General features: G+C 64.2%; 19 protein-coding genes and 1 pseudogene. 10 read left to right on the top strand and 10 right to left on the bottom strand.

Features of this window, described 5'->3' with window-relative positions; genetic code table 11:
• Positions 1-71: 71 nt before the first annotated feature.
• The 3 genes and pseudogenes from ACVWY1_RS08575 to ptrR all read right to left on the bottom strand — a co-directional run.
• Positions 72-211: pseudogene (locus ACVWY1_RS08575) on the bottom strand (phytanoyl-CoA dioxygenase family protein); the annotation flags it as partial.
• Positions 212-274: 63 nt separating this feature from the next.
• Positions 275-718, bottom strand: a complete 444-nt coding sequence (locus tag ACVWY1_RS08570) for a carboxypeptidase regulatory-like domain-containing protein (RefSeq protein WP_198754581.1) — start codon at positions 716-718, stop codon at positions 275-277.
• Positions 719-817: 99 nt separating this feature from the next.
• Positions 818-1,693 carry a putrescine utilization regulator PtrR gene (gene ptrR / locus ACVWY1_RS08565; protein ID WP_102682356.1) on the bottom strand — a complete coding sequence of 292 codons (876 nt, stop codon included), beginning with the start codon at positions 1,691-1,693 and terminating at the stop codon, positions 818-820.
• Between the two features lie 105 nt (positions 1,694-1,798).
• On the opposite strand from ptrR, the gene ACVWY1_RS08560 reads away from it, so the two are divergent.
• Together ACVWY1_RS08560 and panB are read left to right on the top strand one after the other, a co-directional pair.
• A complete protein-coding gene (locus ACVWY1_RS08560) occupies positions 1,799-3,184 on the top strand; it encodes an aldehyde dehydrogenase family protein (protein ID WP_457378119.1) in 1,386 nt (461 codons plus the stop codon).
• A 167-nt stretch (positions 3,185-3,351) separates the two neighbouring features.
• On the top strand, positions 3,352-4,167 hold the full coding sequence (panB, locus tag ACVWY1_RS08555) for a 3-methyl-2-oxobutanoate hydroxymethyltransferase (protein WP_277503864.1): 816 nt from the start codon (positions 3,352-3,354) through the stop codon (positions 4,165-4,167).
• Here the strand turns inward: panB and ACVWY1_RS08550 are convergent.
• Positions 4,155-5,558: an aminotransferase-like domain-containing protein gene (locus ACVWY1_RS08550; RefSeq protein ID WP_277503863.1), complete on the bottom strand. Its 1,404-nt coding sequence runs from the start codon at positions 5,556-5,558 to the stop codon at positions 4,155-4,157. The two genes, panB and ACVWY1_RS08550, sit on opposite strands and share 13 nt — an antisense overlap.
• A gap of 196 nt (positions 5,559-5,754) precedes the next feature.
• On the bottom strand, positions 5,755-6,654 hold the full coding sequence (locus ACVWY1_RS08545) for a helix-turn-helix domain-containing protein (RefSeq protein ID WP_110699300.1): 900 nt from the start codon (positions 6,652-6,654) through the stop codon (positions 5,755-5,757).
• 164 nt (positions 6,655-6,818) lie between these two features.
• Between ACVWY1_RS08545 and ACVWY1_RS08540 the strand changes: the two genes are divergently transcribed.
• From ACVWY1_RS08540 to ACVWY1_RS08530, 3 genes are all read left to right on the top strand, one after another.
• Complete coding sequence (locus ACVWY1_RS08540; protein WP_028689491.1) at positions 6,819-8,177, top strand: glutamine synthetase family protein; 1,359 nt, start codon at positions 6,819-6,821, stop codon at positions 8,175-8,177.
• Between the two features lie 143 nt (positions 8,178-8,320).
• Complete coding sequence (locus ACVWY1_RS08535) at positions 8,321-9,409, top strand: polyamine ABC transporter substrate-binding protein (protein WP_023631637.1); 1,089 nt, start codon at positions 8,321-8,323, stop codon at positions 9,407-9,409.
• Between the two features lie 13 nt (positions 9,410-9,422).
• Entirely contained in the window at positions 9,423-10,718 is a 1,296-nt protein-coding gene (locus tag ACVWY1_RS08530; protein WP_277503859.1) for an NAD(P)/FAD-dependent oxidoreductase, read from the top strand.
• 10 nt (positions 10,719-10,728) lie between these two features.
• Here ACVWY1_RS08530 and ACVWY1_RS08525 read toward each other — a convergent pair whose 3' ends face one another.
• Entirely contained in the window at positions 10,729-11,034 is a 306-nt protein-coding gene (locus ACVWY1_RS08525; RefSeq protein WP_198754575.1) for a helix-turn-helix domain-containing protein, read from the bottom strand.
• Complete coding sequence (locus ACVWY1_RS08520; RefSeq protein WP_198754574.1) at positions 11,015-11,398, bottom strand: type II toxin-antitoxin system RelE/ParE family toxin; 384 nt, start codon at positions 11,396-11,398, stop codon at positions 11,015-11,017. Before ACVWY1_RS08520 ends, ACVWY1_RS08525 begins: the two co-directional genes overlap by 20 nt.
• 179 nt (positions 11,399-11,577) lie before the next feature.
• On the opposite strand from ACVWY1_RS08520, the gene ACVWY1_RS08515 reads away from it, so the two are divergent.
• The 3 genes from ACVWY1_RS08515 (at position 11,578) to ACVWY1_RS08505 (ending at position 13,587) form a co-directional block, all read left to right on the top strand.
• Positions 11,578-12,255, top strand: a complete 678-nt coding sequence (locus ACVWY1_RS08515) for a DUF3313 domain-containing protein (RefSeq protein WP_046857799.1) — start codon at positions 11,578-11,580, stop codon at positions 12,253-12,255.
• 263 nt (positions 12,256-12,518) lie between these two features.
• The gene (locus ACVWY1_RS08510) at positions 12,519-13,112 is read left to right on the top strand and encodes a DUF1842 domain-containing protein (protein WP_102682275.1); all 594 of its coding nucleotides are present in this window, start codon (positions 12,519-12,521) and stop codon (positions 13,110-13,112) included.
• Between the two features lie 19 nt (positions 13,113-13,131).
• Positions 13,132-13,587 carry a DUF1842 domain-containing protein gene (locus ACVWY1_RS08505; RefSeq protein ID WP_102682276.1) on the top strand — a complete coding sequence of 152 codons (456 nt, stop codon included), beginning with the start codon at positions 13,132-13,134 and terminating at the stop codon, positions 13,585-13,587.
• 72 nt (positions 13,588-13,659) lie between these two features.
• On the opposite strand, the gene ACVWY1_RS08500 is transcribed toward ACVWY1_RS08505, so the two are convergent.
• Together ACVWY1_RS08500 and ACVWY1_RS08495 are read right to left on the bottom strand one after the other, a co-directional pair.
• Positions 13,660-14,967, bottom strand: coding sequence for a serine/threonine transporter (locus tag ACVWY1_RS08500; protein WP_046855776.1), 1,308 nt, complete (start codon positions 14,965-14,967; stop codon positions 13,660-13,662).
• 90 nt (positions 14,968-15,057) lie between these two features.
• Entirely contained in the window at positions 15,058-16,434 is a 1,377-nt protein-coding gene (locus ACVWY1_RS08495; RefSeq protein ID WP_102682278.1) for an L-serine ammonia-lyase, read from the bottom strand.
• A 146-nt stretch (positions 16,435-16,580) separates the two neighbouring features.
• Here ACVWY1_RS08495 and ACVWY1_RS08490 point away from each other — a divergent pair, with 146 nt between their 5' ends.
• On the top strand, positions 16,581-17,528 hold the full coding sequence (locus ACVWY1_RS08490) for a LysR substrate-binding domain-containing protein (RefSeq protein WP_110699313.1): 948 nt from the start codon (positions 16,581-16,583) through the stop codon (positions 17,526-17,528).
• Here the strand turns inward: ACVWY1_RS08490 and ACVWY1_RS08485 are convergent.
• Positions 17,517-18,179, bottom strand: a complete 663-nt coding sequence (locus tag ACVWY1_RS08485; RefSeq protein WP_277503850.1) for an RHS repeat-associated core domain-containing protein — start codon at positions 18,177-18,179, stop codon at positions 17,517-17,519. The two genes, ACVWY1_RS08490 and ACVWY1_RS08485, sit on opposite strands and share 12 nt — an antisense overlap.
• A 227-nt stretch (positions 18,180-18,406) precedes the next feature.
• On the opposite strand from ACVWY1_RS08485, the gene ACVWY1_RS08480 reads away from it, so the two are divergent.
• Entirely contained in the window at positions 18,407-20,641 is a 2,235-nt protein-coding gene (locus tag ACVWY1_RS08480) for a TonB-dependent receptor (RefSeq protein ID WP_457378118.1), read from the top strand.
• The last annotated feature ends 1 nt before the right edge of the window (position 20,642 follow it).

The raw sequence follows: 20,642 nt of genomic DNA, 5'->3' as shown, positions 1-20,642 counted from the left end.
TGTCCGAACAGTCTGAAAGTTGAAAGTGATTTGCCACTATTGGCTAAGGACAGTGCGCTCGCTTCACAGGTTCATTCGTATTCCACTTCGTGCTTGCCTGGCAGCCTTCGCTCACGCGGCGAGGCCTGTGCCAGCACATGGGGTTGAACTGCCAGTGGAGATGCGGCGAAAACTTCTGCGCCACCCTGCGCCGGCCAAAGTGCACCTGGAGCCTGTCATGCACGTGCCCGATCTGCAGCCCCTTGTGGGAGCGGGCTTGCCCCGCGACAGGCACTTAGCGCCAGTTGAGATCAACCCGCGCAGGCGCCTTGCCGTCCACCGTCACCTGCTGCTGCACCGTCTGGCCCTCGGCATTGCCGACCACGCGGTAGTGCCCAGGGGGCAATTGCACGAAGATCAACGGACCGACGTCCTGCAATGTCAGTACCGACTGGCCCTGGGCCGATTGGATATCCACCGCGGCACCACTCTGGAACTTGCCTTCGGCACCGGTCGAGAGGGTGATGTGCAGGTCGTAGCCGGGTGTGCGGCGCAGGGCATCGGCTTCATCCTGGCCGATACCGCCCTGCAGGTAACGGATGCCGTTCTGTTCCTGGGGCTGCAATTGCACGCCCTGCGGATCGATGGGGGTATTCAGGTCGGTGGCCGCTGCAAGGTTCCAAGGCATGGCCAATGCCAGCAACAGCGCGGCGCAAAGGCCGTAATGGTGAGTGCGCATGGTGCATTCCTCCCTGGTGGGATGATCTACACAATTTGGAGGGTTTTCCGGGGCTCGGGTTCGCCCGTTGACGCACCGTTAGTCCGCGAGGCGTTGCCCTCAAGACAAGGGCAGCTCACGACGCTCCTCCAGCAACTTGATGAACATGCTCAAGCTGCGCGACACCGTCCCCCGTCGCCACACTAGCCAGGTCTTCAAGTAGCGAAAATCCTCGGCCATCGGCCAGGCGCTGACCGTGCTGCACCCCGGCATGTTTTCGAGCATGCTGCGCGGCATCATCGCCAGGCCTGCGCCTGCGCTGACACAGGCGAGCATGCCATGGTACGACTCCATCTCGTGGATCTTGCCCGGCACCGCCTGGTCATGAATGAACCAGCTTTCGAAATGGTGGCGGTACGAGCAGTTGGCGCGAAAGGCGTAGATGCTCGAGCCGTTGACGTCCCGGGCACGGGTCACGGGCGGGTGGTTGAGCGGTGCGATGACCATCATCTCTTCCTCGAACACCGGCATGCCTTCCAGCGTCGGGTGCAGCACCGGTCCATCGACGAAAGCCGCCACCAGGCGCCCGGACAACACCCCTTCGAGCATGGTCCCCGACGGCCCGGTGGACAGGTCAAGGTCGACCTTCGGGTAGCGCTGGTTGTAGGCCGCCAGCAAGGCCGGGATGCGCACCGCGGCGGTGCTTTCCAGCGAACCCAGGGCAAAAGTGCCCTGGGGGTCCTCCCCCGCCACGGTCAGGCGTGCCTCGTGTACCAGATCGAGGATGCGCCGGGTGTACTCGAGGAAGTTCCAGCCGGCCGGCGACAGGCGCAGGCGGCTCTTCTCGCGGATGAACAGCTCGACACCCAGGTCCTCCTCCAGCTGCTTGATACGGGTGGTCAGGTTCGACGGCACCCGATGGATCTGCTGGGCGGCGGCGCTGATGCTGCCGTGCTCGGCCACGGCCTTGAACATCTCGAGTTGCACCAGGTCCACGGTCATTCTCCAAACGTGAATGTTTCGCTCATTATTATTCAGTTTTCATTAAAGCGCGCCACCACTAGTCTGCGCTCACCCCATCAGAACAATGAGAGTCCTGCCATGAGCGAGATCAGCAGCCTGACCCACGCCATCTCCGTCGACCCCTACAGCGGCGAACGGATCGGCCATTACGCCTTCGACACCGACGCCGCACTGGACGCGGCGCTGCAACGCGCCAAGGTCGGCTACAGCCAGTGGCGCAAAGTGTCGCTGGGTCAGCGCAGCGAGTACCTGGTCGCGCTCGGGCAGGCCCTGCAGGCCAACGCCGAGGCCTTCGCGCAGATGATCGCCCGCGAGATCGGCAAGCCGATCAGCCAGGCCCGCGGTGAAGTCAGCAAGTGTGTCGGCCTGTGCCAGTGGTACGCCGAACACGGCCCGGCCATGCTCGCGCCGGAGCCGACCCAGATCGAAAAGGCCCGTATCGAATACCGCCCGCTTGGCCCGATCCTCGCCGTGATGCCGTGGAACTTCCCGATCTGGCAGGTGCTGCGCGGCGCGGTGCCGGCGCTGCTGGCGGGCAACACCTACGTGCTCAAGCACGCGCCCAACGTGATGGGTAGCGCCTACCTGCTGGCCGACCTGTTCAAACGCGCCGGCCTGCCTGAGGGCGTGTTCGAAGTGCTCAATGTCACCCCAGAGGGCGTCACCCGCGCCATCAACGACCCGCGCATCGCCGCCATCACCCTGACCGGCAGCGTGCGCGCCGGCATGGCCATCGGCGCGCAAGCCGGCGCGGCGCTGAAGAAGTGCGTGCTGGAGCTGGGCGGCTCCGATCCGTTCATCGTACTGGCCGATGCCGACCTTGATGCAGCGGTGAAGGCCGCCGTGATCGGCCGCTACCAGAACACCGGCCAGGTCTGCGCCGCGGCCAAGCGCCTGATTGTCGAAGAAAGCATTGTCGAGGCGTTCACCCACAAGTTCGTCGAGGCCACCCGTGCGCTGACCGTCGGCAATCCGCTGGACGACGCCACCTACATCGGCCCGATGGCGCGCTACGACCTGCGCGATGAACTCGACGGCCAGGTCCAGGCGACCCTCGCCGAAGGCGCCACGCTGCTGCTGGGGGGCAAAAAGGTCGAGGGCGCGGCCAACTTCTACGAGCCGACTGTATTCGCCAACGTCACCCCGGACATGACCGCGTTCAAACAGGAGCTGTTCGGGCCGGTGGCGGCGATCATCAGCGCCCGCGACGCCGACCACGCCGTGGCGCTGGCCAACGACAGCGAATTCGGCTTGGCCGCAACCATCTACACCGCCGACTATGCCTTGGCCGAGCGCATGACCGCTGCGCTGGACACCGGCGGCGTGTTCATCAACGGCTACTGCGCATCCGACCCCCGCGTGGCGTTCGGTGGCGTGAAGAAAAGTGGCTTTGGCCGTGAGCTGTCACACTTCGGCGTGCGCGAGTTCACCAATGCCCAGACGGTGTGGCTGGATCGCAACTGATCCCCGCGCCCCGTTACCACCGCTGCGGGAGCGGCTCCAGCCGCCCCGCACCTGAGGTTGCCGCCTGGCCATGCGCAACTGGGCTGCAAATCGGCCCGATCCTGTATCTTGAATCCCCTTCCCATACACGAATAATCGAGCACCTCCCCAGCGAACCGGAGGTACCCATGAGCCTGCAACCCGACACCCGTCGCCTGACCGTCCCTGAACTGGCCGCCATGAAGGGCCGGCAGAAGATCGCCGCCCTCACCGCCTACAGCACGCCGATCGCTCGCCTGATCGACCCGTTGATGGACTTCATCCTGGTGGGCGACTCGACCGCCATGGTCGCCTATGGACGGCGCTCAACCTTGGCCATGCGGCTGGAGGAAACCATCAGCCACACCCGTGCCGTGGTCGACTGTACCCAGCACGCCTGCGTGATCGCCGACATGCCTTTCGGCAGTTACCAGGAGTCCCCTGAACAGGCACTGCGCAGCTGCGCCAGGGTGCTGGCCGAAACCGGATGCGACGCGGTGAAGCTGGAAAGCAACCGCATACTGGCCGCCACGGTGGCGTTTCTGGTCGAGCGGGGTATTCCGGTGATGGCTCACGTCGGCTTGATGCCGCAGTTCGTCAATGTCCTGGGCGGCTACAAGGCACAAGGGCTGACCGAGGAAAGCGCCGCCACCATCCATGCCGATGCGCGCGCCAACCTGGCCGCCGGCGCCTTCAGCCTGCTGCTCGAGGGCGTGGCCGAGCCACTGGCCCGACGTATCAGCGAAGAAAGTCGGCAGCCTTGCATCGGTATCGGCGCCTCCCCGGCCTGCGATGGCCAGATCCTGGTCACCGAGGATCTCCTCGGGCTGAGCGGGCCGCGCAAGGCGAAGTTCGTCAAGCAGTACGCCGACGTGTCGACAGTCATCCGCTTAGCCTGCGCCCGCTATGCCAATGAAGTGCGTCAGGGTGAGTTCCCTGAACGCGAGCATTGCTACGGCAGCTGAGGTGCCTGACGGATCGCTCGGGCCAGCTTGACCAGCGCAGCTTCGATGTCCAGCTGCCAATCGACGGTAAAGCTCAGCCGCAGATGGTCGCGCCAGAACCCGGCCTGGCTGAACAACGCCCCCGGCACGATCACCACGCCCTGACCCAGCAACTGCTTGCACACGGCCTGCATGTCTACCGGGCGCACCGCCTGCAGCCAGAACGTGGCGCCCGCCACGGGCATCGCCAGGCGCAGGCAGTCGGCGGCGTGACGCTCAAGCAACTGCGCCATGCGCTGACGGCTGCGTGCCAGGTGCCGAATCAGCTGGCCCTGGTGCCGGGCCAGGCGTCCGGAGCTCAACAAACGGGCAACGGCCTGTTGCCGATAGCTCGGCAGGCGAAAACCCTGGGCAAGAAAGGCTTGGGCCAGGCTCGACGCCGCGCCACGGCACAACAGGTAACCGAACGGTGCCTCCGCGCCGATGCACTTGTCGAAACCGGCCAGCACCAGCAAACGTTCCGGGTCGGCATGGTCACGGTAGCGCTGGCCCGCCGCAGCCTCGCACAGCGCGCCATAACTGTCGTTTTCGATCAGCCACGCCTGGTGCTCGGCCAGCAAGGCGCACAGATGCTGCTTATCCTGGATCGGCATCGCGCCGCCCTGGGGTATGTTGACGGTCGAGGACAGTACCGCCGCCCTGATCGGCTTTTCGCTGAACACTCGCGCCACGGCCTGCAGATCGAAACGACCGTCCGCGCCAAGTGGTGCCTCGACGATCTGCATCCCCGCCGCCTGCAGCAGCCGCAGGACCAGCCAGGAGCAAGGCGACTCGACCAGTACCCAGGCACCCCGTGGCAGCAGTGTGCGCAGCGCAAGCTCGAACACGCTGCGCCAATCGGCGCCGACAAACACCTGGTCGGCCTGCCAATGATCATCCACGCCACGGCTGTAGCGGCGGGCCAGGGCCTCGCGCAGCGCCGGTTCGCCAAAGGGCGCGAACGGTGGTGCGTCGGCACGGGGCAACTGGCGCAGCAACTCGCGTTCGACACTCAGCAATGGCCCCTCCAGGGACGCCAGCATGGTCGGGGAGTCGCTGCTCAAGGCCAGCATGCCCGGTTGCCGGGCGCTGGCATACAAACAGTCGATCAGGCTGAGCGCAGGCGGCAGCCGCGACGATGCTGCACCGGCCACGCTGAAGTAACCAATCTTGGGGCGTGCCTGGATCCGCCCCTGGGCTTCAAGCAGGGCGAAAGCCTGTTTGCTGGACGACAGCGAGACGTTCAGGTGCCGGGCGACATCGCGCAGCGAGGGCAACCGATGCGCCAGCTCCGGTGCGCGGGCATCAAGCCAGTCGCTCAGGTAGCGGTGGACTTTCTGGTAGGTGAAACGGGGCGTCTGCGCGGTGTCCATACCGGTCCTCCGAAAAACTGCGGCAGGCACACTAGCAAGCTTTGCCGCACTGTCCTAGGCTCTGCACCAAATGTATCTGCACTCGCCCATACTGCGTTGAAACGGGGCTCGGAATGCTCATGTACGCCAGTACATTCCGCTTCCTCACCCCGTTTCGCCTTGTCTGGCCTTCGCGCAGACACATTTGCTACAGACCCTAGCTTGCCCGCCGCCGCTTGAGCGTTTCGCTCGGCAGTTCGCGAAACAGCTGCCGGTAACTTTCGGAAAACCGTCCCAGGTGCCAGAACGACCAGCGCATCGCCACTTCGGCCACGGTCGCGTCACCAGCCAGCAGATCGCGCCGCGCGCCGTTCAGGCGACGCAGGCGCAACCAATGCGCCGGTGGCAGGTTGGTGAAACCCTTGAAGGCTTGCTGCAATTGACGCACGGAAACCCCGGCGACCTTGGCCAGTTGCAGCAGGTTTAGGGTTTCGTCGGGGCAGTCGGCGGCCCACTCGCTGACCCGGCGCATGATCGCCCGCTCCTCGTCGCGCCGCCCCAGCGCCTCGCCCTGCAGGCGCTGGCCGGCGTTGTCGAGGATGAACAGGCAGTCCTCCAGCAACTGCTCGCCCAGCGCCCCGCCCTCCAGCGGGCAATCGGCCTGTCCCAGCTGCGTGAGCGTGGCGCTCAGCCAGTTGCCGAACAAAGCGTTCTGCTGGCAGGTCAGCGGCACCATGAACAGACCGCGCAGGCGTTCCAGGTCGAGGCCGTGGCTGGCCAAAAACGGCTGCTCGAACACCACCGCCACTTCCTGGTAGTTCTCCGGGGTGATCCAGATATTGCGGCTGTCTTCATTGAGCAGATAGAGGCTGTTTTCACTGCGGTCGAAGCAGAACGCCAGGGCGCCGCTGGGCGCGCGAAAGAACTGCTCGACCCGGGTGTTCAGGCGCTCCTCGTAGACCTCCACGCCATCGAGGCCCAGCCAGCGCAGCTGGCCGTTGAAATGCCCGGGCGACATCTGCCGGTATTGCTGCTGCCAGCCAGGGGTGACGCGGGTCTGTTCGGTCACATCGGTGGTGCGGTAATCCTGGACCTGCAAGGCGGTTGGCGTTGTCACGCGCTGTCCTAGTTGCACTCTTTTGGTGCATTAATTGCCGAAGAAAGTGGATAGATCACCCTGGGGGGCAGCGACCAAGATAGTCCTCAGCGTCACCTGTGGGAAGTGCCCCTCGGCACTGAACGCCTTGCGTCCCACCACAACTACCCAACCAAGAGGTTTGTATGAACGCCCCCTTCGATCAGCTGTCCACCTGGCTGAAAGAACACCGGATCACCGAAGTCGAATGCGTGATCAGCGACCTGACCGGCATCGCCCGCGGCAAGATCGCCCCGACCGCCAAGTTCCTCCACGAGCGCGGCATGCGCCTGCCCGAGAGCGTGCTGCTGCAGACCGTCACCGGCGACTATGTCGACGACGACATCTACTACAGCCTGCTCGACGCCGCCGACATCGACATGGTCTGCCGCCCCGACCCCACGGCGGTGTACCAGATCCCCTGGGCCATCGAACCGACCGCGATCGTCATCCACGACACCTTCGACAAACAAGGCAACCCCATCGAGCTGTCGCCGCGCAACGTACTGAAGAAGGTGCTCAAGCTGTACGCCGACAAGGGCTGGCAGCCGATCGTCGCGCCGGAGATGGAGTTCTACCTCACCCAGCGCTGCGAGGACCCGGACCTGCCGCTGCAGGTGCCGCTGGGCCGCTCGGGCCGCGCCGAAAGTGGCCGTCAGTCGTTTTCCATCGATGCCGCCAACGAATTCGACCCGCTGTTCGAGGACGTCTACGACTGGTGCGAAATCCAGGGCCTGGACCTCGACACGCTGATCCATGAAGACGGCCCGGCGCAGATGGAGATCAACTTCCGCCACGGCGACGCCCTGGACCTGGCCGACCAGATCACCGTATTCAAGCGCACGATGCGCGAGGCGGCGCTCAAGCACAACGTCACCGCCACCTTCATGGCCAAGCCGATCACCGATGAACCGGGCAGTGCCATGCACCTGCACCAGAGCGTGGTCGACATCGCCACTGGCAAGCCGATCTTCGCCAATGACGACGGCAGCATGAGCGAGCTGTTCCTGCACCATATCGGCGGCCTGCAGAAGTACATCCCCAAGCTGTTGCCGATGTTCGCGCCGAACGTCAACTCGTTCCGCCGCTTCCTGCCTGACACCTCGGCGCCGGTGAACGTCGAATGGGGTGAGGAAAACCGTACCGCCGGCCTGCGCGTGCCAACGTCGAGCCCCGAAGCGATGCGCGTGGAGAACCGCCTGCCGGGCGCCGACGCCAACCCCTACCTGGCCATCGCCGCGAGCCTGCTGTGCGGTTACATCGGCATGGTCGAGAAACTCGAACCCAGCGCCCCGGTACAGGGCCGCGCCTATGAGCGGCGCAACCTGCGCCTGCCGATCACCATCGAGGACGCGCTGCAGCACATGGAAGACTGCGAAAAAGTGCAGCAGTACCTCGGCCAGCAGTTCGTCCAGGGCTACGTCGCGGTCAAGCGTGCCGAGCATGAAAACTTCAAGCGCGTGATCAGTTCGTGGGAGCGCGAGTTCCTGCTGTTGAGCGTCTGATCCGCTTTCTGGCAGGCCAGATCCCACGGCAGAACCAAGATGCCTGTGGGAGCCGGCTTGTCGTGGCGACGAACCGCGGCGATGGGCTGCAAAGCAGCCCCTACACCACCGAACTCGAAGAACAAGACCAACGAGGTGTCGACATGCGTCATCCGCAAGCTTTGATCCCCGCAACCTTCGCCCTGCTGTTCGGCGCGGCCGTCCAGGCCCAGCCGACGGTGAGCGTCTACAACTGGACCGACTACATCGGTGACACCACCCTGGCCGACTTCCAGGCCAGCAGCGGGATCAAGGTGGTCTATGACGTGTTCGACTCCAACGAAACCCTGGAGGGCAAGCTGCTGGCCGGGCGCACCGGCTACGACGTGGTCGTGCCCTCCAACCATTTCCTCGCGCGCCAGGCTCAGGCCGGCGCGTTCCTGCCGCTGGACCGCAGCAAGCTGCCGAACTGGCGGCACCTGGACCCGAAACTGCTCAAGCAACTGGAGCAGAACGACCCGGGCAACCAGTACGCCGTACCGTACCTCTGGGGCACCAACGGCATCGGCTACAACGTCGACAAGGTCAAGGCGGTGCTGGGCATCGACAGGATCGACTCCTGGGCCGTACTGTTCGAAGCCGAGAACCTGAAGAAGCTCAAGCAGTGCGGCGTGGCGTTCATGGACTCGCCCGACGAGCTCTACCCCGCCATGCTCAACTACCTGGGCATGAACCCGCGCAGCGAGAAGGCCGATGACTACAAGAAGGCCGAGGCCCGCCTGCTGGAGCTGCGCCCATACATCACCTACTTCCATTCCTCCAAGTACGTTTCGGACTTGGCCAATGGTGATGTCTGCATCGCCTTCGGCTACTCCGGCGACGTACTGCAGGCCGCGCACCGCGCCGAAGAGGCCGGCAACGGCGTCAAGGTCGCCTACAGCATTCCCAAGGAAGGCAGCAACCTGTGGTTCGACCTGCTGGCCATCCCCAAGGACGCCAAGAACCCCGAGCAGGCCCTGGCCTTCATCAACTACCTGCTCGACCCCAAGGTGATCGCCAAGGTCAGTGCCACGGTCGGCTATGCCAACGCCAACCCCGACGCCAAGGCCGACATGGACCCGGCGCTGGTCGACAACCCCGAAATCTACCCGCCGCAGGAGGTGCTGGACAAACTGTATGTCTCGTCCATGCAGAGCCCGCCGATCCTGCGGCAGATGACCCGCTCCTGGAGCAAGATCAAGTCCAATCGCTGAGTCGAGCCCACCCATGCCCCACATGACTGAACACACTGCCTCCTACTACGCCGCCTCGGCGCGCCAGGCGGCGACCTACCCCGCGCTAGACCAGGACCTGCAGGCCGATGTCTGCGTGGTCGGCGGTGGCCTGACCGGGGTCAACGCGGCCCTGGAGCTGGCCGAACGCGGCCTCTCGGTGATCCTGCTGGAGGCCCGCCGTATTGGCTGGGGCGCCAGCGGGCGCAACGGCGGGCAACTGATCCGCGGCATCGGCCATGACGTCTCGGGCTTTGCCCGCCATGTCGGCCAGGACGGCGTGCGCTACCTCAAGCAGGCCGGGATCGATTCGGTGGCCCTGGTCGCCCGCCGTATCGCGCAATATGGCATCGACTGCGACCTGCGCTGGGGGTTCTGCGAGCTGGCCAACACCCCCGCCCAGTTCGCCGCATTCGAGGACGAGCAACGCGACCTCGCCACACTGGGCTACCCGCATGAGACCCGCCTGGTCGGCCCCGAGCGCATGCACGAGATCGTCGCCAGCGACCTGTACGCCGGCGGCCTGGTCGACATGGGCTCGGGCCATCTGCACCCGCTCGACCTGGTCCAGGGCGAAGCCCACGCCGCCCATGGCCTGGGGGTGCGCATCTTCGAGCAAAGCCCGGTACTGCGCATCGAACATGGCAGTACGGTGACCCTGCACACCGCCCGCGGCAAGGTGCGCGCGCAGAGCCTGGTACTCGGCTGCAACGCCCACCTAGACGAACTGGAGCCACGCTTGACTGGCAAGGTGCTGCCGGCGGGCAGCTACGTGGTGGCGACCGAGCCACTGCCTGAAGACCTGGCGCGTACACTGATCCCGCAGAACATGGCGCTGTGCGACCAGAAAGTGGGCCTGGACTACTACCGCCTGACCGCCGACAACCGCCTGTTGTTCGGTGGCGCCTGCCACTATTCCGGCCGCGACCCCAAGGACATCGGCGCCTACATGCGGCCCAAGGTGCTCAAGGTGTTCCCGCAACTGGCCGAGGTGCGTCTGGACTACCAGTGGGGCGGCATGATCGGCATCACCGCCAACCGCTTCCCCCAGGTCGGCCGGCTCAGCCAGCACCCCAACGTGTTCTATGCCCAGGGCTACTCCGGGCATGGCCTGAACGTCACCCACTGGACCGCGAAACTGCTCGCCGAGGCCATCGCCACCGAGCAAAGCCATGGCTTCGATGTGTTTCGCGCGGTGCCGCACCTGACCTTCCCCGGCGGCAAGGCACTGCGCTCGCCGCTGCTGGCACTGGGGATGCTGTGGTACCGCTTGCGCGAGGCACTGGGCTGACGGCCCACCTTCAAAGGATGGCTTGAAGCCCCTTGTCGGCAATGATGTTCAGCAGCTTCAAGGCCGGCCCGGCCGGGCGTGTTTCGCCCTGCTCCCATTTGCGCACTGTCGATGCGCTGGTGTGCAGGTGCAGGGCGAACACCGGTTGGCTGAAGTTAAGGGCTTCACGCAGGTCGCGGATGTCCTGGGCAGTGAACGCTCGCACCGGAGCCGGGCAGATCGCCTCGAAGTCCCTAAGTGTAACCTTGCCGACAGCACCGGCCTGTTCCAGGGCCGACAGGTCGGCACGCAATGACTCAATGAGTTTGCTGGTCACAGTGGACCTCCATCAATACCCCGCAACCCAATGCCTTGGCCAGGGCGTGGGGTGATAATTCCAGAAATACCTTGCCGGTAAACTGCAGGGCCTTTTGCTCGGCCGGCGTGACATTGGCCAGGTCGCTTTTGGCGAATCCATGCAAGAACACATATCGATCGCCTATACGAGCCGACAGTAGCGTGCGGTAACCACCCCGCTTGCCACTGCAAAGGCCAGCAATGCGCTTCTTGAATAATAAACCGCCAAGACTCGCGTCAACCAACCCACTCTGCATTTCTGCAACTGCTCGGCAGAGCAGGTGGTCCGGCAAGCACTCCCTGGCTTGCCAGCGGGCAAACTCCCTACGCTTGTAGACATCCATGATCGGCACTCTAAACATACCCGTAAAGGGCATACTTTTCCACTCTCAGTGATGAATGGATAGTCAGCCCAATCAGGTTGATCGGTGGGAAACGGCAACTGTCGACAGCCCGAACGCTGGCCTTCGGCCCACCACCTGCTAGCGTTGTCCTGGCCCCTTCCCTCATGGACCTCGTCATCATGAAGCACCTGCCTCGCACCACCCTGCTGTGCGCTGCTCTGCTGGCCCTGGTTGCCTGCTCCAGCAACCGTGTCGACCCCAAGGACTATTCCGGGTTTCTCAAGGACTACAGCCGCCTGAAGCCGGCCGAAAGCGTCTCCGGCGCGCCAGTGATGCGCTGGATCGACCCGGACGTGAAGGCCAGCCAGTACACCAAGGTGTTCATCGAACCGAGCCAGTTCTACCCCAAGCCGCAACCGACCAACGTGATCTCGGCGCAGACCCTGCAAGAGATCACCCGCTACTTCAACGAAGCGATGCGCCGCGAACTCGGCAGTGTGCTCACCCTGGTCAAGGAGCCCGGGCCGAATACCATCGTGGTGCGCCCGGCGATCACCGCGGTCTCCACCAGCACCGAAGGCCTCAAACCCTATGAAGTGATCCCCATCGCCCTGGTCGCCGCGGCGGTCAACACCGCCGCCGGTGGCCGCGACCAGGCCGTGGACATCGCCGTGGAGGCGGCCTTCCTCGATGGCGCCAGCCAGAACGTGCTGGCCCAGGTGGTGCGCAAGGGCAGTGGCAAGGACCTGGAGAACGACACCACGCAGCTGACCCTGAACGACGTCAAGCCGGTGCTCGACGGCTGGGCCAGCGACATGCGCCGCAGCTTCGTGGCCCTGCAGCAGAAAGCGAAGTAAGTGACCATTCGGTCAATGCGCGACCACTCGTCGGACGTACTGTAAAAAGGCCATCACTGCCTGGCCGGCCTGCTTAACTCAAGCGGGCTGCCAGGCAGGCGGCACCGCGTACCAGGGATGGCTGCACAAGCCGGCTGCCAACAGCCGCTCGCACCGGGCAAGCCTGTTCTCCCCGCCCGGTCTCCCACCTCCTCCGCCTCTTCGCCCGCCTGCGCCAGTCGTGGTTATCGGTATGTCATTCATCGAATGCAATGGAGGCAATCATGTCTGAATCGCTGCTCGCACCGTCGGAAGGTCTTTTCCCGGTGTCCTACCTCATTGGTACCAACGCGCCAGGTGCCCCGCGCCTGCAAGTCGACCTGCTGGTCTACACGCCAGACCGCAGCGTCAACGGCCACGCGCTGATCACCCAGACCACCAACCCACCGCTGGAGCTGGCGCTGGATGTCTGGGGCACCTACAGCTACCTCACCGTGCAGCCGCCAAGTGAAGGCAAGATCCTGCTGACGGTACGTGGCAACCATGGCGGACCACACGCCAACTCGCCGGAGCAGTTCGAACTGCGTGCGCTGCTCGACCAGGACTGGCAGAAAGGTACGGCCAGCTACCGCTACTACAACGGCCAGCGCTGGATCGAGGTGGACAACGTACCCGTCGTGCTGGAGCTCAAGCGCATCCAGACACTGGCGAACGTCGACCTGACGACCGAACTGCACAACGCCACCCTGGAGGCAGTGATCGCCACCGGTGATGTCGCGCAACTCAAGCATCTGGCCAGCGGTGCCGTGGGCAAAGCCCTGGACCAAGCTCTTGCCTCGACCAAAAGCCCGGCCGCCAAGGCCGCCAAGAAAGCCTGAGCAGACAAGGAGAATCAGCATGTCCTTCGGACTTTTTCATACCCGCCTGAACGTCAGCAACGGGCTGCTCGGCGCACCGATCCTGACCCTCGACCTGCTGGTGAATACCGTGCAGAAGAAGGTCACCGGCAGGGCTTCCATCATCCAGACCACGCATCCGGTTCAGGTGTTCCACGCCAAGGTGTGGGGCGGCTACAGCGAGCTGCCGTTCGCGCCCGCGGGTAGCCCGTCGATCGTCCTGCATCTGGATGGCAGCCCTAGCGGCCCGCTCAGTCAGATTGCCCAGACCTTCCACCTGCAGGGTCTGCTCGACCAGGGCTGGAATGTCGGCACTGCCAGCTACCGCTACTTCATCAACGGCCATTGGGTCGACCAGCATGGCCGCGTGCGCAAGGCGCCGGACATCACCCACCAGGATCAACCGCGACCAGCGGAGCGCCTGAAGGCCGCGATCAGGCACCTGGAAAGCGTCTGACCTGAGCGGTCCGCGGGGCAAGTCCTCCCCCCACGCATTCACGTGGGAGCGGGCTTGCCCCGCGTTCATTGGTCAGGCCATGAAGCTGTAGGCGATCGCCGACAGCGTGATCAAGCCGATCAGCACCACGAACACATTCGACAGCTTGCCCGAGTACTGGCGCAACGCCGGCACCTTCTGTACCGCGTACATCGGCATCAGGAACAACAGGCAGGCGATCACCGGCCCACCAAGGCTCTCGATCAGCCCGAGGATGCTTGGGTTGAGGGTGGCCACCGCCCAGCAGGTCACCAGCATGAACAACGCGGTGGCGCGCTCCAGGCGCTTGGCCGGCCATGTCTTGCCGCGCCCGCGCAGGCTCTTGACGATCATGCCCTGGAAGCCTTCGCTGGCTCCGATGTAGTGGCCGAGGAAAGACTTGGTGATAGCCACCAGCGCGATCAGTGGCGCGACGAAGGCGATCACCGGGGTCTGGAAGTGGTTGGCCAGGTACGACAGGATCGAGATGTTCTGCGCCTTGGCCGCGGCCAGGTCCGCCGGGCTCAGGGCCAGCACGCAGCTGAAGCAGAAGAACATCACCGTCAGCACCATCATCACATGGGCCGTGGCCAGGGTCCGGCCACTCTTGCGGTCGGCATCATTGCCATAGCGGTGCTTCTGGTCGACGGCGAAGGCCGAGATGATCGGCGAATGGTTGAACGAGAACACCATCACCGGGATCGCCAGCCACAAGGTCAGCAACAGCTTCGAGGCGCTGATGCCCTCGTTGGCCTGGGCGAAGAAGGCGCCGTTCCAGTTGGGGATCAGGCTCAGCGCCAGCAGCAGCAACGAGGCGACGAAGGGATACACCAGCACGCTCATGGCCTTGACGATGATCTGCTGGCCGCAGCGCACCACGATCATCAACCCGCAGATCAGCAGCAACGCCAACAGCGCTCGGGGCGGCGCACCGATGTGCAGTTGGTGCTCGAAGAAGCTGGTCAGGGTATTGGTCAATGCCACGCTGTAGACCAGCAGGATCGGGAAGATAGCGAAGAAGTACAGCAAGGTGATGAGCTTGCCGGCGCCCACGCCGAAATGCTCCTCCACCACTTCGGTGATGTCCTCGTTGCCGCCTTTGCGCCCGGACAGCACGAAGCGCGTCAGGGCGCGGTGGGCAAAGAAGGTCATGGGGAAGGCCAGCAATGCCAGGATCAGCAACGGCCAGAAGCCCCCGACCCCGGCGTTGATCGGCAGGAACAGGGTGCCGGCGCCGATCGCCGTGCCATACAGGCCCAGGGCCCAGGTGGTGTCGTGGCGGTTCCAGGTGGTCGAGCCACTGGCCGAAGCCGGGGCAGCCGAATCCGCACGAACGCTCGTGGTGCTTTGTACATCAGTCATGGGTATCGCCTTGTAGTTGTTTTTGTCGCAGGTACAGCGGGTGTTGCAGGTTCAATCAGGTTTGCGGGGCACTTCGCGGGAGCCTGTTTCTCAGCACTCGACGAACGCGACGGCCAGGCCGCCGCGGGAGGTTTCCTTGTAGTTGGCGTGCATGTCCGCGCCGGTATCGCGCATGGTGCGGATCACCCGGTCGAGGGAGATGAAATGCTCGCCGTCGCCACGCAAGGCCATCTGCACGGCGTTGATGGCCTTCACCGCGGCAATCGCATTGCGCTCGATGCACGGGATCTGCACCAGGCCACCCACGGGGTCGCAGGTCAGCCCGAGGTTGTGCTCCAGCGCGATCTCGGCGGCGTTTTCCAGCTGCGGTGGGGTCGCGCCAAGCACCTCGGCGAGCCCTGCGGCAGCCATCGAGCAGGCCGAGCCCACCTCACCCTGGCAACCGACTTCGGCGCCGGAAATCGAAGCGTTCTTCTTGCACAGAATGCCCACTGCGGCCGCCGCCAGGAGAAACGCCACCACATCGTCGTCACAGGCGCCGGGGTTGAACTTCATGTAGTAGTGCAGCACCGCCGGGATGATGCCGGCGGCGCCGTTGGTGGGCGCGGTGACCATGCGCCCGCCGGCGGCGTTCTCTTCGTTCACCGCCAAGGCGAACAGGTTGACCCACTCCATGGCGCTGAGGGTCGAGCCGATCACGTTCGGCTTGCCGACCTCCTGCAGGCTGCGGTGCAGGCGCGCCGCCCGGCGCTTGACCTTGAGCCCACCCGGCAGGATGCCTTCGTTGCGCAGGCCGTTGTCGACGCATTCGCCCATCGCCGCCCAGATCTTCAACAGGCCTTCGCGGACCTCGCTTTCCGGACGCCAGGCGCACTCGTTGGCCAGCATCAGCTGGCTGACGCTGAGATTGTGGGCCTTGCACAGGGCCAGCAGTTCGGCACCGCTGGAAAATTCGTAAGGCAGCTCGACCAGGCCTTCGTCGCTCGAAGGCGCATCGATTTCAGCTTGTTCGACGATGAAGCCTCCGCCCACCGAATAGTAGGTCTGGCTGAACTGGCTGCCCTGCCCGTCGAAGCTTTCCAGGGTCATTGCATTAGGATGGTAGGCCAGGCTCTCGTCCAGCAGGCGCATGTCGCGGCTGTACTGGAAGTCGATTGGATGACTGCCGTCGAGCATCAGGCAGTGCTCCTGCATCAGCTGGTCGATGCGTGGCTCGATGCTGTGCGGGTCGATCCGGTCCGGCCACTGGCCCATCAGCCCCAACAGGCAGGCACGGTCGGTGGCGTGCCCGACCCCCGTGGCCGACAGCGAGCCATAAAGGCGTACCTCGACCCGGCGAACCTGGGCCAGCAAGCCGCGCTCGCGCAGGGCCTGGGCAAAGGTCGCCGCGGCGCGCATGGGGCCGACGGTGTGGGAACTGGACGGGCCGATGCCAATCTTGAAAAGGTCGAAAACACTGATAGCCATGCTAATGCCTGACCGTGACGGCGATCTGCGACACGCCACGGCTCTCCGGAAAATTTGAGCGGTATTGCCAAGTTGCGCGATACTGCCGCGCTCAGGCCAGCTTGACCAACGAAACTTCCTACACAAGCCTTTAGCAGGACTAAACAATGAAAGGTCCACTCAATGGCCAGGTGTTCGTCTGGCTGCACGTGTTTTCCTGTGCGGCGCGACACCTGTCGTTCACCCGCTGCGCCGAAGAGCTGCACATCACTCCCGGAGCGGTCAGCCAGCAGATGCGCCAGCTCGAGGAACGCCTGGGCTTTCGCCTGTTCCTGCGCCGTGCTCGCGGCGTCGAGTTGTCCGCCGAAGGCCAGCGCCTGGCGCAGACCGTGGCCGAAGCCTACGGCAGCATCGAGGCCGAGCTGCTGCGCCTGGACGCCGGCGAGATCCGCGGTACCTTGCGCCTGCGCTCGATCCCCTCGTTCCTGGCCAAGTGGCTGACCCCGCGCCTGCCGCGTTTCCAGCAACGCTATCCGGACATTGAGCTGCGCCTGGTGGCCGAGGACAGTAACCAGGCGCTGCATCCGGAAGACTTCGACCTGGCCATCGATCTCAACGATGGCAGCTATCCGGGCATGCTCTCCACGCCTCTGCTCGACGAGCAGATCTTCCCAGTGTGCTCGCCTGCCCTGCTGCGCGGCCGGCCGCCCCTGCACGGCCCGGCCGGGCTGGCCCACTACCCGCTGCTGCATGACATCACCGCCTGGCGCGGCAGCTCGGAATACGCCGAGTGGGAGTTCTACCTCGACGGCATCGGTGCCGGCGGGCTGGACGTACGCCGCGGACATACCTTCAACCGCAACCACCTGACCATCGAGGCCGCCATCGCCGGGGTCGGCGTGGCCATCGCCCGGCGCACCCTGCTCAACGACGAACTGGAACGCGGCGCGCTGATCGTGCCGTTCGGGGTGCCGATTGCCAACCACAAGCGTTATGTGCTGCTGTATCCACCGGGCGGATTGAGCCAACCTGGGGCGCGGGCGGTACATGACTGGTTGGTGGAGGAGGCGCAGAGCTTTCGCACGCTGCATCCACTCCAGCTTTCAGTCGAATAACAGCTCGCGACGGACCCCCTCCATCCGCACTATCGGCGACTCGGACTTTTCCGGAGTTTCGAGCAGCAGCGGCCCTACGAATGGAGAGAAGACAGCATCGTCTTCAACCCAACGCTTGTAATAGAAGCTGCCCAGACCATAGGCCGTTACCGCCAGAGCGATGCCAGAGCTAAAATCTGCCAACCCTCGCCCCACATCGACAGTAACATGGGGCATTTGCAGTAATTCCCCGGCGATCATCCCCCACTTGGCGGCACGCTTGATCATTTTTGCTGGACCTTTGCCGGTCAGGGCATCCTTGCCAGTCGATGCGATCAGGAAAACCATCTTGGCGGCTTTCTTGAGACTGGCCTCACCACTTGGGTCCAGGCGGTTGACCGGATCACCCAAGCAATAGGCATAAGTATTGATCCCCCCCTTGCCAAAAGGGCTCTGCTGATCCGGACTGGTGAAGCGCATGAGGTTCGGATCGTAGGCTCGCCGACCATTCCCCAGCAAGTAGAAGTCTGTACTGCGGTCCCATAGTTGCCCGGTGAACGCCAACAACGGCCCATCGATCCACTGGCTGGCCCCAAACGGAGTAAACGCCCTGGTTTGCTCGACGCCAGACGTCGAGTTGTTCGAATCACACTTCACCAGTTCGTTGGTCATCTCTCGACTTCCCGGATAATCGTCGCAAGCGCCTTGGCCAAGTCGATAGCGGGCTCCTCGGAGGCGAGCCGAATTTTCTAGAGGCTAGCTACATCTCGATGCACATGCACCTAACAGTCTTAACAGTGACAAATTTTATTGAATATCATTTGCATTGAGGTTTTTCCCTTCTGATTCGGAATCCTAGTGAATGCCTTCACTCACTTGCGAATCGAAAGGACTCCAGCATGTCGCAACAACGTGTCAGCCCGGCGCAGCAGTCGGCTGTGCCTCACTTCGACTTCAATCGCACTTTCGTCGCTGTGCATATGACCTTGCTACTCGGCTTGGGCGGTACCGCCATGGGCGTAACTGCGGCGCAGACTGAGGAAGTGGAAAAGCCCCGCCACGGCCAGCCCACCGGCAGCCTGGAGCTGTCCGAAACCATGGTCGAAGGCAGCCGCGACGCCCCCAGTGCATCGCCGCCAGTCTACGCCGGTGGCCAGGTGGCCTCGGGTGGCCGGGTCGGGCTGCTGGGCAACAAGGACTTCATGGAGACGCCGTTCAGCACCATCAGCTACACCGAGAAATACATCGAGGACACCCAGGCCCAAACCATCACCGATGTGATCGCCGCCACCGACCCGTCGGTGTTCAGCAACGGGCTCAAGGGCACCTACAGCGAGAACTATTCCATCCGCGGCCTCAACTCCAACATCAGCGACGTGAGCATTGGCGGCCTGTATGGCATGGCGCCCTACTACCGGATCTCGCCGGAGATGTACGAGCGCGTCGAGGTGCTCAAGGGCCCGTCCGCCCTGCTCAACGGCATGCCGCCAGGCGGTTCGGTGGCCGGCAGCATCAACCTGGTGCCCAAACGCGCGGGCGCCGAACAGCTGACGCGGATCACCGGCACCTACATGTCGGACGCGCAGTTCGGCGGGCACCTCGACGTCGGCCGTCGCTTCGGCGAGGAACAACAGTTCGGCGTGCGCTTCAACAGCGTCTACCGCGACGGCGACACCGCCACCGACCACCAGCGCATGAAGGCCGAGCTCAATGCCCTGGGCCTGGACTGGCGTGGCGAGCGCGCGCGGCTGTCCGCAGACCTTTACGAGAGCGAAGACCGGGTCAGAGGCCAGAACCGCGGTATCGGCCTGGCCGAAGGCGTGCCGGTGCCCAGGCCGCCGAAGTCCGACACCCTGCTAAACCCGGACTGGGGCTTCGTCCAGACCCGCGACAAGGGCGTGATCGTGCGCGGCGAATATGACCTCAATGACAACCTCATGGCCTATGCTGCGGCCGGCACCAGCAAGACCGACTACAAGTACAGCGGCACCATGCTCGCGGAGGTGCTCAACACCGCCGGCGACTTCGAGACGCGCATGGGCCAGTTGAAGATCGACCTGGAGAAGACCTCGGGCGAAGCCGGCCTGCGCGGCCATTTCGACACTTTCGGCGTCGGCCACCAGTGGTCACTCAATGCCACGCACTACTCGGACAAGCAGCGCGACTATGGCCGACGCAACGTTCCGGGTGCCGAGTGGATCACCAATATCTACCACCCGGTCTGGGGCCCTGAGGCCGCCAGGAGCTACCCCGCCATCGCCCACACTGAATCACGCCTGAGCAGCTACGGCCTGGCCGACACCCTGTCGTTCCTCGACGAGCGCCTGCAACTCACCCTGGGCGTGCGCCGCCAGCAGGTGCTGACCGACACCTTCAGCGTCACCACCGGCGCACAAACCAACCGCTACAACGAAAGCGCCACCACCCCGGCGGCGGCGGTGCTGGTCAAGGTCACCGACGAGGTGTCGCTGTACGCCAACTACATCGAAGGCCTGAGCAAAGGCGCCGTCGCCCCGCTTACCGCGCCCAACGCCGGCCAGGTGTTCGCCCCGTACAAGTCCAAGCAGAAGGAGGTCGGTATCAAGCTCGACCTCGGCGACTTCGCCCACACCCTCAGCCTGTACCAGATAGAGCGCCCCAGCAGCTTCACCAACCCGGTAACCAAAGTGTTCTCCTTCGGTGGCGAGCAACGTAACCGCGGGCTCGAGTGGAGCTTCTTCGGCACACCGGTGGCCGATGTGCGACTGATGGGCGGCGTGGCCCGTCTCGATCCCAAGGTGACCAAGGCCGAGAACCCCGCCGAGCAAGGCAAGACCGCCACCGGTCAGCCAAAACTGCAGGGCAAGCTGGGCGTGGAATGGGATACCCCGGTGCTCGAAGGCCTGACCCTGACCGCCAACGCCACGGCCGTCTCGAAGCAGTACATCAGCGACGACAACAGCCAGTCGATTCCCGGCTACACCCTCTACGACGTCGGTGCCCGCTACCGGCTGCAGGTGGCCGACCACCCGGTGACCTTGCGCGGCACGGTGGAGAACGTGACCAACAAGGCCTACTGGGGCATGCCGCTGCTTACCAGCCTGGGGCTGGGCGCGCCGCGTACCGTGCAGCTTTCCGCCAGCATCGACTTCTGAC

Source organism: Pseudomonas sp. TE6288 (genome assembly GCF_054062095.1).
Note: the sequence above shows the minus strand (reverse complement) of the source record. Positions and strands in the feature narration are given on the sequence as shown.